This is a genomic window from Streptomyces sp. NPDC127190 (genome assembly GCF_042672505.1).
Lineage (GTDB): Bacteria > Actinomycetota > Actinomycetes > Streptomycetales > Streptomycetaceae > Streptomyces.
In genome coordinates, this window is sequence record NZ_JBHXVE010000039.1 from 1 (window position 1) to 12,935 (window position 12,935).

Annotated in this window: 12 protein-coding genes; 5 read left to right on the forward strand and 7 right to left on the reverse strand. The window is 72.1% G+C overall.

Features of this window, described 5'->3' with window-relative positions:
* Positions 1-91 precede the first annotated feature (91 nt).
* From ACFVIU_RS36035 to ACFVIU_RS36050, 4 genes are read right to left on the reverse strand one after another with little or no spacing between them, the layout of a single operon-like run.
* Positions 92-667 carry a hypothetical protein gene (locus tag ACFVIU_RS36035; protein WP_385847788.1) on the reverse strand — a complete coding sequence of 192 codons (576 nt, stop codon included), beginning with the start codon at positions 665-667 and terminating at the stop codon, positions 92-94.
* A gap of 60 nt (positions 668-727) precedes the next feature.
* Positions 728-1,138, reverse strand: a complete 411-nt coding sequence (locus ACFVIU_RS36040) for a RidA family protein (protein WP_385847789.1) — start codon at positions 1,136-1,138, stop codon at positions 728-730.
* Positions 1,135-1,896: an IclR family transcriptional regulator gene (locus ACFVIU_RS36045; RefSeq protein ID WP_385847791.1), complete on the reverse strand. Its 762-nt coding sequence runs from the start codon at positions 1,894-1,896 to the stop codon at positions 1,135-1,137. The genes ACFVIU_RS36040 and ACFVIU_RS36045 overlap by 4 nt, the downstream gene beginning before the upstream one ends.
* On the reverse strand, positions 1,893-2,960 hold the full coding sequence (locus ACFVIU_RS36050) for a sugar kinase (RefSeq protein WP_385847793.1): 1,068 nt from the start codon (positions 2,958-2,960) through the stop codon (positions 1,893-1,895). Before ACFVIU_RS36050 ends, ACFVIU_RS36045 begins: the two co-directional genes overlap by 4 nt.
* A gap of 129 nt (positions 2,961-3,089) precedes the next feature.
* Here ACFVIU_RS36050 and ACFVIU_RS36055 point away from each other — a divergent pair, with 129 nt between their 5' ends.
* A complete protein-coding gene (locus ACFVIU_RS36055; RefSeq protein ID WP_385847794.1) occupies positions 3,090-4,361 on the forward strand; it encodes an amino acid deaminase in 1,272 nt (423 codons plus the stop codon).
* A 40-nt stretch (positions 4,362-4,401) separates the two neighbouring features.
* Positions 4,402-6,018 carry an amidohydrolase family protein gene (locus ACFVIU_RS36060; RefSeq protein WP_385847796.1) on the forward strand — a complete coding sequence of 539 codons (1,617 nt, stop codon included), beginning with the start codon at positions 4,402-4,404 and terminating at the stop codon, positions 6,016-6,018.
* Positions 6,019-6,032: 14 nt separating this feature from the next.
* Here ACFVIU_RS36060 and ACFVIU_RS36065 read toward each other — a convergent pair whose 3' ends face one another.
* Both ACFVIU_RS36065 and ACFVIU_RS36070 read right to left on the reverse strand, forming a co-directional pair.
* On the reverse strand, positions 6,033-6,866 hold the full coding sequence (locus tag ACFVIU_RS36065; protein ID WP_385847797.1) for a serine protease: 834 nt from the start codon (positions 6,864-6,866) through the stop codon (positions 6,033-6,035).
* A 144-nt stretch (positions 6,867-7,010) separates the two neighbouring features.
* On the reverse strand, positions 7,011-7,766 hold the full coding sequence (locus tag ACFVIU_RS36070; RefSeq protein ID WP_385847799.1) for a hypothetical protein: 756 nt from the start codon (positions 7,764-7,766) through the stop codon (positions 7,011-7,013).
* A 336-nt stretch (positions 7,767-8,102) separates the two neighbouring features.
* On the opposite strand from ACFVIU_RS36070, the gene ACFVIU_RS36075 reads away from it, so the two are divergent.
* The gene (locus tag ACFVIU_RS36075) at positions 8,103-9,314 is read left to right on the forward strand and encodes a pyridoxal phosphate-dependent aminotransferase (protein ID WP_385847801.1); all 1,212 of its coding nucleotides are present in this window, start codon (positions 8,103-8,105) and stop codon (positions 9,312-9,314) included.
* Positions 9,315-9,411: 97 nt separating this feature from the next.
* Entirely contained in the window at positions 9,412-9,837 is a 426-nt protein-coding gene (locus ACFVIU_RS36080) for a hypothetical protein (protein WP_385847803.1), read from the forward strand.
* A gap of 246 nt (positions 9,838-10,083) precedes the next feature.
* On the opposite strand, the gene ACFVIU_RS36085 is transcribed toward ACFVIU_RS36080, so the two are convergent.
* Positions 10,084-11,904: a phosphoenolpyruvate carboxykinase (GTP) gene (locus tag ACFVIU_RS36085; protein WP_385847804.1), complete on the reverse strand. Its 1,821-nt coding sequence runs from the start codon at positions 11,902-11,904 to the stop codon at positions 10,084-10,086.
* Between the two features lie 288 nt (positions 11,905-12,192).
* Between ACFVIU_RS36085 and ACFVIU_RS36090 the strand changes: the two genes are divergently transcribed.
* Positions 12,193-12,906: a hemolysin III family protein gene (locus ACFVIU_RS36090; protein ID WP_385847805.1), complete on the forward strand. Its 714-nt coding sequence runs from the start codon at positions 12,193-12,195 to the stop codon at positions 12,904-12,906.
* Positions 12,907-12,935: the final 29 nt, after the last annotated feature.

The window sequence follows — 12,935 nt, forward strand, 5'->3', positions numbered from 1 at the left end:
TAACTCACCCCGGAGCCGTTCCACTTCCCTCAACCTCATGCAGGAAAGCTGCCCACCACCAGGCGAGAACACCCGACGTAACGAAGCACTACTAGTCCCCGTCCTCGAAGTACGCGTCCAGGACCGCGTCCAGCTGCTGGTCCCACTCCGCGAAGCGGGACCGGGCCGGGGCCTCGATCTCGATGGGATACCAGCGGCGGTCGGGGGTGTGCACGGTGATCGTGAAGCGCTTGCCGAAGCGGGCGGACTCCGTCTCGACGGCCGCGATCTCGTCCCAGCGGAACTCGCAGGCCTCCTCGTCCAGGCTGAGGCGGACGCCCTTGCGGTCGGCCACGATCCGCGCGCGGCGGTCGGACGCCTCGAAGACCGGGCCGTCGGCTCCGGCCTCGTCGTCGGCCTCGTCCGTGTCTTCGACGGATTCGGCGGATTCGGCGGCTCCGGCGCCTTCGGTGTCCTCCTCCCGTTCCGCCTCCGCCTCCGGCTCCGGCCGGGCGTCCTCCGGTCCGGCGTCGGCCTGTTCGGCGTCCGCCCGCTCGGCGGGCTTGGCCGGGGCCGGGACCGTGATGCCCGGGATGTAGGCCGGGTCGAAACCGGCGCCGGTCACCGGCTCGGTCGTCAACGGCTCGGCCTCGGACGGCTTGCTGCTCGCTCCTATGCGCTGCTCCACGGCGGCAGTATGGACGACTTCCCTGTGCCGGAACCAGTCAGCCCGCCCGTCCCGCAGGCATCAGCCGAGGACCGCGAGCGCGTCGATCTCGATGAGGAGGCCGGGCGGCAGGCCGACGTACACCGTCGTGCGGGCGGCGGGCGGCTGGGTGAGGGACTGCTCCGCGAAGTAGGCGTTGTAGAGGTCGTTCATCTCGGCGAAGTGGTCGACGTCGGTGAGGTAGACCCGGATCATCATCACGTCGTCCCAGGTCGCGCCGCCCTCCTCCAGGACGGCCTTGACGTTGGCGAGGGCCTGGAGGGTCTGCTCGCGCAGCGTCGGGCCGGCGGGCGTCGGCGGCTTGCCCTCCTCGGCCGGCAGGAAACCGACCTGCCCGGCGACCTGGAGGATGTTGCCCTTCCTCACACCGTGGGAGAACCGCGCGGGCGGGGTGGTGTGGGTCTTGGGAGTGAGGGCGGTCTTGTCCGTCATACGGGGTCCTTTGCTGGGGTTCTGCCGGAGTACTCGCCGCTGACGGCGTCGGCCGTACGGCGTACCAGCGGGAGCAGGGCGAGGAGTTCCTCGGCGGTGACGACCACGTTCGGCGCGGAGAGGGACATCGCGGCGACCACCCGGCCGTCCGCGCCGCGCACCGGCGCCGCGACGCAGTTGATGGACTCCTCGTGCCCGCCGAAGTCTGTGGCCCAGCCCTGCGCGCGCACCCGCTCCAGCTCCCCGAGGAACGCGGCGGCGTCCGGCGTCGAACGGGCCGTGTAGCGCGGGTAGTCGAGCTTCTCCGCGACCGCGCGGCGCTCGGCCTCGGGAAGGTCGGCGAGGAGGAGCTTGGCGACAGCGGCCACCGTGATGGCGACCGGTCTGCCGATCCGGGAGTACATCCGGACCGGGTAGCGGCTGTCCACCTTGTCGATGTAGAGGACCTCGCCCTCCTGGTACACGGCGAGATGGACGGTGTGACCGCACTCCTCGTTCAGCCGGACCAGGTGGGGGTGGGCGATCTCGCGGACGTCCAGGTTCTCCATCGCCTCCTGGGCGAGGGCGAAGAGCCGGGCGCCGAGGCGGTAGCGCTGGTCGGACTGGCGGTAGACCAGCCCGTGTTCGTGCAGGGTGCGCAGCAGGCGCAGGGCCGTGGACTTGTGCACCCCGAGCGCGTCGGCGACCCGGCCCAGGTCGGCGGGGCCCTCGGCGAGCAGCGGCAGGACGCTCAGGGCGCGGTCGACGGACTGGCTCATGGGGTGCTCGTCTCCTCCTCGGCCGCCCCGGCCCGGGTCCAGCCGGGGCCGAGTCGCAGTCTGCCCCATGCGGCCGGGGAACGGGCGGCGAGCCGGTCGGCGTGCCCGCGGGAGGGCGGTTCGGCGAGGTCGCCGGGGGCGGTGAGGGCCGCGGCGGCGAAGAGGTGGCCGTGCCGCAGCCGGGTCTCGGCCGGCAGCCCGCGCAGGGTCGCGGAGAGGAAACCGGCGGCGAAGGCGTCGCCCGCGCCGGTCGCGGCGACGACATCGACGCGGGGGGCGGGCACAGAGGTGGCCACGTCCTGGGTGTCCGGCCGCCTGGCGAACGCCGTCGCCCCGGCGCTGCCCTGCTTGACCACCACCTCTCCCGGTTCCGGCAGCGCCGCCCGCACGGCGCGTGCGCCGTGCAGTCCCCAGAGCTGCCCCGCCTCGTCGGCGCCGACGAACACGATGTCGGCCCGGCGCGCCAGTTCCCGCAGCACGCGCGGGCCGTCCGCGTGCCGCCACAGCGCGGGCCGGTGGTTGACGTCGAAGGAGATCAGCGGGCGGCCGGGGCGGGGCGCGGTCAGCTCGTACAGCAGGCGCCGGCAGTCCTCCGAGAGGGCCGCGGTGATCCCGGACAGATGCAGCACCCGGGCCGCGAGGACCGCGTCCAGGTCCAGGTCGGCCACCGACATCGCGGAGGCCGCGGAGCCCGCCCGGTAGTACGCCACCTCGTGCCCGGCCGTCGCCCGGTCCTGCGCCGTACGGAAGTACACGCCCGTCGGCCGCACCGGATCGCGGCGCACATACGTCACGTCGACGCCGTGGGCCGCGATCGCCCCGACCAGATGGTCGCCGAAGCCGTCCGCGCCGACCCGGCCGACCCAGCGCACCGAGTGCCCGAAGGCGGCCAGCGCGCAGGCCACGTTGGACTCGGCGCCGCCGATGGCGCGGTGGAAGGCGGGCACGTCCGCGAGGCGGCCGGGCCGGGCGGGCAGGAAGGTCACCATGGACTCGCCGAGCGTCACCACGTCCACCACCCGCGGTGGGGCTGCAACGGCCGGGGCGTCAGCAGCGTCGTTCATGATGGCTCCTGTTGGACTCGCGGGTCCGGGGGCCGTTTCCGTTGACCCTGGGTCGGCGAGATGCTAGACACCGGTAGCAGTGTGCGCAACGACCGTTGCAGAGAGTGCAACGAGGAGAGGGGCGGCTCGATGAGCGGCGAAGCGCTCGCCCGGCTGGGCGAGGAACGGATCGACCACCGCTTCAAGGGCCTCCCGCCGGACGCCGACGGCCTGACCGTCGCCGAGCTGGCCGCCCAGCGCCGGAACCTCTTCCGCGCGGACGACGGCTTCACCACCCCGGTCCTCGCGCTGTCCGCCGAGCGCCTGGCGCACAACCTCGCGCTCATGGAGTCGTACACCGCCCGGCACGGCCTCGCCTTCGCCCCGCACGGCAAGACCTCCATGGCCCCACAGCTCTTCCACCGCCAGATCGAGCACGGCGCCTGGGGCATCACCCTCGCCCTGCCCCACCAGGTGCGGGTGGCCCGGGCGTTCGGGATCCGGCGGATCTTCCTCGCCCATGAGCTGGTGGACGCCGCCGCCCTGCGCTGGATCGCCGCCGAACTCGCCGCCGACCCGGAGTTCCGGTTCATCGCCTACGTCGACTCCGTGCGCGGGGTCGAGCTGATGGACGCGGCCCTGCGCGGCACCGCCCGGCCGGTGGACGTGGTGGTGGAGCTGGGCGCCGGCCCGGGCGCGCGGACCGGGGCGCGGACGGACGCGGCGGCCCGGGACGTCGCCGAGGCGGTGTCGCGCACCGGGACGCTGCGGCTGGTGGGCGTGGCGGGGTACGAGGCCCAGGTGCCGGACGCGGACCCGGAGCGGGTGCGGGACTGGCTCACGCGGCTGGTCGCGCTGGCCGTGGAGTTCGACCGGGCCGGGCTGTTCGAGGCGGCGGACGAGATCGTGCTCAGCGCCGGGGGCAGCGAGTGGTTCGACGCGGTCGCCGAGGTGTTCGCGGGCGTCCCCGGGCTGTCCGCGCCCGTGCTGAAGCTGCTGCGCTCCGGGGCGTACGTCTCGCACGACGATGTGCACTACCGCCGGCTGACCCCGTTCAACCGGGTGCCCGAGGAGGGCGCGCTGGAGCCCGCGTTCCGGCTGTGGGCCCAGGTGGTGTCCCGGCCGTCCCCCACGGAGGCCTTCGTCAACGCGGGCAAGCGGGACGCCGCCTACGACCTCGGCCTGCCGGTCGCGCACGTGGTCCGCCGGGCGGGCGCCGAGCACCCGGCGGCGGGGATCGAGGTGACCGCCCTGTCCGACCAGCACCTCTGGCTGCGCACCGGCCCCGAGGCGGACGTCGAGGTCGGCGACTGGGTCGGGTTCGGGCTGTCCCACCCGTGCACCGTCTTCGACAAGTGGCAGCTGATCCCGGTGGCCGAGGCGGACGGAACGGTGGTCGACTACATCCGGACCTTCTTCTAGACCGCCCTTCCAGACCACTCTCGCGGAGGAGGCACCGGCGGTGGAACAGCTCGTCATCCGGGACGCCGACGTCGTGGACGGCAGCGGCGCCGACTCCTACCGCGCCGATGTCGTGGTCGACCGCGGCCGGATCGTCTCCATCGTCAAGGAGGCCGCGGCGGCGGGGTGCCAGCGACCGCGGGCGATGCGGGAGCTGGACGCGGAGGGCCTGGTCCTCTCCCCCGGCTTCATCGACATGCACGCCCACTCCGACCTCGCCCTGCTGCGCGACCCCGACCACAGCGCCAAGGCCGCGCAGGGGGTCACCCTGGAGGTCATCGGCCAGGACGGGCTGTCGTACGCGCCGGTGGACGACCGCACCCTGGAGGAGGTGCGCCGGGCGATCACCGGCTGGAACGGCTACGGCGACGACCTCGACGGCGGCTTCGACTGGCGGACGGTCGGCGAGTACCTGGACCGGCTGGACCGGGGCATCGCGGTGAACGCCGCGTACCTGGTCCCGCAGGGCACCGTCCGCGCCCTCGCCGTCGGCTGGGAGGACCGCCCGGCGACCCCCGGCGAGCTGGACCGGATGCGGCGGCTGGTGGCCGAGGGGCTGGAGCAGGGCGCGGTCGGCCTGTCCTCGGGGCTGACCTACACCCCGGGCATGTATGCGCCGGACGCCGAACTCACCGAGCTGTGCCGGGTGGTGGCGTCGTACGGCGGCTACTACTGCCCGCACCACCGCTCCTACGGCGCCGGCGCCCTGGCCGCCTACGCCGAGATGATCGAGGTGGCACGGGAGGCGGGCTGCCCGCTCCATCTCACCCACGCCACCCTGAACTTCGACGTGAACAGGGGCCGGGCACCGGAGCTGCTGGACCTGCTCGACCGGGCCCTGGCCGCGGGCGCGGACATCACGCTGGACACCTACCCCTACACCTCCGGCAGCACCACCCTGGCGGCCCTGCTGCCGAGCTGGGCGGGCGAGGGCGGCCCGGAGGCGCTGGCGGCCCGGCTCGCCGCCCCGGCGACGGCCGAGCGCATCCGGTACGCGCTGGAGGTGACCGGCTCGGACGGCTGCCACGGCGTGCCCGTGGACTGGGGGACGGTCGAGATCTGCGGCGTCGCCGACCCCGCCCTCGGGGACCTCGTCGGGTGCACCGTGCGGGAGGCGGCGGACCGGCGCGGCGAGACGCCATGGACGACGGTCCGCCGGCTGCTGGCCGAGGACCGGCTCGGTACGACGGTCCTCCAGCACGTCGGCCACGAGGAGAACGTCCGCGCGATCATGCGGCACCGCGTGCACACCGGCGGCTCCGACGGCATCCTCCGGGGCGCGAAGCCGCATCCGCGCGCCTACGGCACCTTCCCGCGCTATCTCGGCCACTATGTGCGGGAGTTGGGGCTGCTGTCCCTGGAGGAGTGCGTCGCCCGGCTGACCTCCCGGCCGGCGGCCCGGCTGCGGCTGCCGGACCGCGGGCTGGTGCGCGAGGGGTACCGGGCCGACCTGGTGCTGTTCGACCCGGCCACGGTGGCGCCGGGCGCCACCTTCGCCAAGCCGCGCCGGCTGCCGACGGGGATCCCGTACGTCCTGGTCGACGGCCGGTTCGTGATCGAGGACGGCAGGCGGACGGACGTCCTCGCGGGCCGCTCCGTCCGCCGTACGCCCTGCTGACCCCTCGCCCCTCGTTACGGCTTGGGCAGGGTGCAGCCGGACGCGCCGAGGTTCAGCTTGTTGCCGGTCGTGAAGCAGGCCGGGATCTGGTAGGTCTCCTCGGCGTAGTTGGTGCCCTGGTGGACCGTGACGTTGCCGTTCTGGTCGACCTCGCACGGGTTGTTCTCGGTGCAGCGCTCACCGTCCTCGTTGCCCGTGTTGTTCACGGCGACCACCTTGCCGGTGGCGGTGTCGACGACCGGGGAGCCGGAGGTGCCGGGGATGGTGTTGCAGGCGGAGGTGTAGCGGACCGAGTCCTTCCAGGTCCAGTCGCTCTCCTGGAGGCGGTAGACGAACCCGTCGATGGAGCAGCTGTAGGTCCGCTTCCAGTAGCCGGAGGGGATCTTGATGGTGGTGCCGGCCGTGGGGTGGGTGTCCTGGACGGTCAGCGCGCTGATCCCGTACGCGCTCTTGATCTGGGCGTAGGTGGTGGTCAGCCGGTAGATCGTGACGTCCGTGTCGGTCATGGTCGAGTAGACGACCTGGTTGGCGCGCAGGGTGGCGACCTTGCTGCCGGAGGAGTTCAGCAGGCCGAAGGAACGGCTGGAGGACTGGCCGGTGACGACCTCGCCGGGCGCCGTGAAGCCCGTCTCCAGGCAGTGGCCGTTGGTCAGGACGAGCGCCGGGTCGGTGTCCGCGGAGTTCGCGAAGCGGACGAGGGAGCCGGAGCAGTCACTGAGCGAGACGGTCCCGGCGAAGTCGACGGTGACGGCGGCGGTGCGCGGGGCGTGCGGTACGGCGAGAGCGGGAGCCGCGCCCAGGCCCACCAGGGCCAGGGAGGAGAGAGCGGCAAGGAGAGGCTTGTTCATGTGGGGGTCCCCTCGTGTGTGATTGTCATGCACATCTTCAACGCGGCGGAGGGGCGGGAACAAGGACCCGGGCCGGATGGTAGGGGTTTCCCTCTGTCGGCCAACCGGGCGAGAGCAGGCGGGAGTTGGACCAGCCGGGCGCGATCAGTGGGGCCGCTTGGTCGCGCCGCGACCGTGGCCGCGCGTGGGGAACGTCGGCGCGGTGGTGCTCACGGTCGGGGCCGCACTCGTCACCGTCGGCGCGGGCGCACCGGTCGTCGCACCGGTCACGGCGGAGGCAGAGGGCGCGGCACTCTCGCTCGGCGCGTCCGTGGCCGCCGCACTGGACGCGGGCGCCGAGGACGGGCCGGTGGAGCGGGGCGGCGAGACGGTCACGGAGGTACTCCGGGAGCCGGCCGAACCGGTGGCGGACGGAGCCCCCGTGCCGGCCGTCGGCGCCTCCACGGCCGTACCGCCGCGGTCGCTGCCGCTGCCGGCGGGCCGGGAACCGCCGTCCGGCGAGCCCGAGCCGGAGCCCGCCACGGCGGCAATCACCGCGACGGCGCCGACCACGCCGGCGACCCCGGCGACGACCCCGATCCGGCGGCGCCCGCTCGCCCGCCGCCGCTCCTCCCGCCGCCGCCCGGCCCGCCCCGCACCCGGCTCGACGGGCACCACCTGCGGGGCCGTCTGCAAGGTCTCGCCGTAGGCGTCATGCCAGCCGTGGGCGGCGGCGGGGTCGGCGTACTCGTCGTACGCCGGCGCGGCGTCCGACTGGGGCAGGTACACGTTCGGCACGGCGGGGTCCGCGTGCGGCGCGGGGGCGGGATAGGGCGCTGCGGCGGCTGTGGGGAACGGCTGGGTGAGGTCGGCGTGCGACACGGCCGAGGGAAGCGGCTGGGTGAGGTCGGCGTGCGACACGCCCGGCGGAAGCGGCTGCGTGAGATCCGCTTGCGACACGACCGGCGGAAGCGGCTGCGTGAGATCGGCATGCGACACGCCCGGCAGGGGATGGGTGTGACCCGGGGGCATGCCGCCCGGTCTGTCCCCGCCGTCCGGTATCTGTCCGCCGTCCATCCCCATCCCTCTGTGCCTCCCCGCCCCGCCCAGGACCCCCGCGCCCCGACGCGGCGCACCGCATTCTAGGGAGGCGAGTGACCGCCGAGACACCCAGCTCGGATATCGGGGCAAACCGATCTGTCTCACGTGTCGGAAAACACGACCCATGAGGCGTTACCGAGCCGTAAGCTCACGTGCATGCAGGTGATCCAGTCGACCAAGCTCGCCAACGTCTGTTACGAGATCCGGGGCCCGGTGCTCGAGGAGGCGATGCGGCTTGAGGCGGCAGGGCATCGGATCCTCAAGCTGAACACCGGCAACCCGGCGGCGTTCGGCTTCGAGTGTCCGCCCGAGATCCTGGAGGACATCCTCCGCAACGTCTCCACGGCGCACGGCTACGGCGACGCCAAGGGCCTGCTCGCCGCCCGCCGCGCGGTCGTCATGCACAACCAGACGCTCGGCATCGAGACGGACGTCGAGCACGTCTTCATCGGCAACGGCGTCTCCGAGCTGATCGTGATGGCGATGCAGGGCCTGCTGGACGACGGCGACGAGGTACTCGTACCGTCCCCGGACTACCCCCTGTGGACGGCGGCCGTCTCCCTCTCCGGCGGTACGGCGGTGCACTACCGCTGTGACGAGCAGTCCGACTGGATGCCCGACCTCGCCGACATCGAGCGCAAGGTCACCGACCGGACCAAGGCCATCGTCGTCATCAACCCGAACAACCCCACCGGCGCGGTCTACGACGAGGCCGTGCTCAAGGGGCTGACGGACATCGCCCGGCGGCACAACCTGCTGGTCTGCTCCGACGAGATCTACGACAAGATCCTCTACGACGGCGCCACCCACACTCCGACCGCGAAGGTCGCCCCGGACCTCCTCACCCTCACCTTCAACGGCATGTCGAAGGCGTACCGGGTGGCCGGGTACCGCGTCGGCTGGATGGCGATCTCCGGGCCGCGCGCGCACGCCGACTCCTACATCGAGGGCCTGACGATCCTCGCGAACATGCGGCTGTGCGCCAACATGCCGGGCCAGCACGGCGTGGTCGCGGCGCTCAGCGGCCGGCAGACCATCAACGACCTGGTGCTGCCGGGCGGCCGGCTGAAGGAGCAGCTGGACACGGCATACGAGCTGCTGACGCAGATCCCGGGCGTGAGCTGTGTCCGGCCGAAGGGCGCACTGTACCTCTTCCCGCGCCTGGACCCGAAGGTCTTCAAGATCAAGGACGACCGGCAGATGGTCCTGGACCTGCTGCGGCAGGAGAAGATCATGGTCGTCCAGGGCACGGGCTTCAACTGGCCGGAGCCGGACCACTTCCGGGTGGTGACCCTGCCGTCGGTCGGCGATCTGCGGGACGCGATCGGCCGGATCGGCAACTTCCTCGAGGGCTACGGCCAGCCGTAGCGGAGCGAGCCCCCCGGACTTCATTCCGTGACTCGACTCAACTTTAGACGAAATCCAAGCTAGGATGGTTTCCTGTCAGCGCACAGGAGGCCATCCCATGTACGAACCGATCCGGACCAAGTCGGTCCACAGCACGATGGCCGGCCCCACCTCCGACTTTCCCCACCGGTCGCGCGAGGAGGAGCTGGACATCCAGCTCGCCGGCCACCTCGCCGCGCTCCTCGCGGTCACCGACGAGCTGTGCGCCCTGACGCCCTCCCCCGACCTGGACACCGCCGCGGAGCGCCTCGCCGCCCAGGTGGGCCGGCTGCGCGGCGGCCGTACGCCGCTGCGCGCGACACCGGACCCCGACCCGGCCGGTGACCCGGCGGCCCTGCACCGGCGCGCCCACGCGCTCGCCGGGCGCGCCCTGGTGGTCGCCGCGTCCCGCGCGGACACGGCCGCGGCGATCCTCGCCGCCGAGCGGATGGACGCGCACACCGCCGCCCTGGCCGACCCGAAGGAACTCAGCGCGGCCCACTGACCCCACCCGGGGTCCCCTCGACGGCCCCGGTCCGCGTGCACCCACCGAGACGCGCGGACCGGGCGCCCCACACCCGAAAAGGGCGAAGGCCCGCCGCGATTCGCGTCCGTCGGGGCAGACGGAAGCACATCGCAGCGGGCCCTGGCCACGCACGCCGTTGTGCGCGGCCTCGCCATCCGCACCGCGGCCGGCCGTGACGATCACTGGTCAGGGCGCATCCCAACCGGCCGCGGAGTCCGTACGGGCTCAGCCCAGGCGCTCGACCAGCGCCTGGTACTGCTCCCACAGCTCCTTCGGCGTGTGGTCACCGAAGGTGTTGAGGTGCTCGGGGATCAGCGCGGCCTCCTCGCGCCAGACATCCGTGTCGACCTTGAGCAGGAAGTCCAGGTCGGACTCGGACAGTTCGAGGCCGTCCGTGTCCAGCGCCTCCTTGGTCGGCAGGATGCCGATCGGGGTCTCGACGCCCTCGGCCCTGCCGTCGAGCCGCTCCACGATCCACTTCAGGACGCGGGAGTTCTCGCCGAAGCCCGGCCAGACGAACTTCCCCTCGTCGTTCTTGCGGAACCAGTTGACGTAGTAGATCTTCGGCAGCTTGGCCGCGTCCGCGGACGCGCCGACCTTGATCCAGTGGGCCATGTAGTCGCCCATGTTGTAACCGCAGAACGGCAGCATCGCGAACGGGTCGCGGCGCAGCTCGCCGACCTTGCCCTCGGCGGCGGCGGTCTTCTCGGAGGCGACGTTGGCGCCCAGGAAGACACCGTGGTTCCAGTCGAAGGACTCGGTCACCAGCGGCACCGCGCTGGCGCGCCGGCCGCCGAAGAGGATCGCGGAGATCGGCACGCCCTTGGGGTCCTCCCACTCGGGCGCGATGATCGGGCACTGCGAGGCGGGCACCGTGAAGCGGGCGTTGGGGTGGGCGGCCGGGGTCTCGGAGGCCGGCGTCCAGTCGTTGCCCTTCCAGTCGGTCAGGTGGGCCGGGGCCTCCTCGGTCATGCCCTCCCACCACACGTCGCCGTCGTCGGTCAGGGCGACGTTGGTGAAGACCGCGTTGCCCCAGAGGGTCTTCATCGCGTTGGCGTTGGTGTGCTCACCGGTGCCGGGCGCGACGCCGAAGAAGCCTGCCTCGGGGTTGATCGCGTACAGCCGGCCGTCCTCGCCGAAGCGCATCCAGGCGATGTCGTCGCCGATGGTCTCCACGGTCCAGCCGGAGACCGTGGGCTCCAGCATGGCGAGGTTGGTCTTGCCGCAGGCGGAGGGGAAGGCGGCGGCGACGTACTTGGCCTCGCCCTGCGGCGGGGTGAGCTTGAGGATCAGCATGTGCTCGGCCAGCCAGCCCTCGTCGCGGGCCATGACGGAGGCGATGCGCAGCGCGTAGCACTTCTTGCCGAGCAGGGCGTTGCCGCCGTAACCGGAGCCGTAGGACCAGATCTCGCGCGACTCGGGGAAGTGCGAGATGTACTTGGTGGAGTTGCACGGCCACGGAACGTCGTCCTGGCCCTCCTCCAGCGGCGCGCCGAGGGTGTGCACGGCCTTCACGAAGAAGCCCTCGTCACCCAGTTCGTCCAGGACGTCCTGGCCCATGCGGGTCATGGTGCGCATGGAGACGGCGACGTACGCCGAGTCCGTGATCTCCACGCCCAGCGCGGACAGCGGCGAGCCGAGCGGGCCCATGCAGAACGGGACGACGTACATGGTGCGGCCGCGCATCGAGCCGCGGAACAGGCCTTTCTCGCCTGCGAAGATCTCCCGCATCTCGGCGGGGGCCTTCCAGTGGTTGGTCGGGCCCGCGTCCTCCTCCTTCTCGGAGCAGATGAAGGTGCGGTCCTCGACGCGCGCGACGTCGGTCGGGTCGGAGGCGGCGTAGTAGGAGTTGGGGCGCTTGATCGGATCGAGTTTCCGGAAGGTCCCCTTGGCCACCAGCTCCGCACAGAGCCGGTCGTACTCGGCCTCGGAGCCGTCACACCAGACCACCCTGTCCGGCTGCGTCAGTTCGGCGATCTCGTCGACCCACGAGATCAGTTCCTGATGGTTGGTGGGAACGCCTGAAGCCGAGTTGTCGCGCGCCACGGTTGCTCCTAAGTGAGGGATTTTGTCCTTTGTTGCCCCGTGGGGGCTGCGACCCGGATGCTTCGCGATGCTCATCCGGTGCCGACCGCACTCATTTGATCATCCGACGTACATGCGCATATGTCCAGGGGGCCTCACAGGTGAGCGAGGTGAGGAAGACCACGCCTTCCAGGGGTGTTTGCATTCCCTTTGCGTACGGCTTTGCTTCACCTGAAGGTCTTTTTGCGTTCGAACGACCAAGGCCCTCGCTCACGCCTGATTTACGGCGGCGTGGGTACCATGCCCCGCATGACTGCGTCCGTCCCCGACGCGCCCACCGAGACGCCGGCCAGCGGCCGCGGTCTCGGCGCGCTCTCCTTGCCGCATCCGGTCAAGCCCAGGCTGCGCGGCTGGCTGCACCTCGGCATGTTCCCGGCCGTACTCATCGCGGGCCTGGTGCTCACCGCTCTCGCCCACTCCCCCAGAGGCCGCATCGCGTGCGGCATCTACGCCCTGACAGCCTGCCTGCTCTTCGGGGTCAGCGCGTTGTACCACCGGGGCAACTGGAGCCCCCGGATGGACGGCGTGCTCCGCCGGCTGGACCACGCCAACATCTTCCTGATCATCGCGGGCACCTACACCCCGCTGACCCTGCTGCTCCTGCCCGGCGCGCAGGGCCAGTGGCTGCTGTGGGGCATCTGGGCCGCCGCGGCGGCCGGGATCGTCTTCCGGGTCTTCTGGGTGGGCGCCCCGCGCTGGCTCTACACCCCCTGCTATCTGGCGATGGGCTGGGCCGCCGTCTTCTTCCTGCCGGACTTCATGCGCGCCGGCGGCATCGCCGTCCTGGTGCTGGTGATCGTCGGCGGACTGCTCTACAGCGCCGGCGGCGTGATCTACGGCATCAAGCGGCCGAACCCCTCCCCGCGCTGGTTCGGCTTCCACGAGGTCTTCCACTCCTTCACCCTCGCCGCGTTCGTCGTGCACTACGTCGGCATCTCCCTGGTGGCCTACCAGCACGCCTGACCCCTGCCCTGCGGCCACGGCTCACCCCG

Bases quoted from the DNA above. Each gene is read 5' to 3' on its own strand.
- ACFVIU_RS36075 (WP_385847801.1), top strand. From the start codon at position 8,103: ATGCAGGTGATCCAGTCGACCAAGCTCGCCAACGTCTGTTACGAGATC.
- ACFVIU_RS36090 (WP_385847805.1), top strand. From the start codon at position 12,193: ATGACTGCGTCCGTCCCCGACGCGCCCACCGAGACGCCGGCCAGCGGC.
- ACFVIU_RS36055 (WP_385847794.1), top strand. From the start codon at position 3,090: ATGAGCGGCGAAGCGCTCGCCCGGCTGGGCGAGGAACGGATCGACCAC.
- ACFVIU_RS36040 (WP_385847789.1), bottom strand. From the start codon at position 1,138: ATGACGGACAAGACCGCCCTCACTCCCAAGACCCACACCACCCCGCCC.
- ACFVIU_RS36080 (WP_385847803.1), top strand. From the start codon at position 9,412: ATGTACGAACCGATCCGGACCAAGTCGGTCCACAGCACGATGGCCGGC.
- ACFVIU_RS36050 (WP_385847793.1), bottom strand. From the start codon at position 2,960: ATGAACGACGCTGCTGACGCCCCGGCCGTTGCAGCCCCACCGCGGGTG.
- ACFVIU_RS36045 (WP_385847791.1), bottom strand. From the start codon at position 1,896: ATGAGCCAGTCCGTCGACCGCGCCCTGAGCGTCCTGCCGCTGCTCGCC.
- ACFVIU_RS36065 (WP_385847797.1), bottom strand. From the start codon at position 6,866: ATGAACAAGCCTCTCCTTGCCGCTCTCTCCTCCCTGGCCCTGGTGGGC.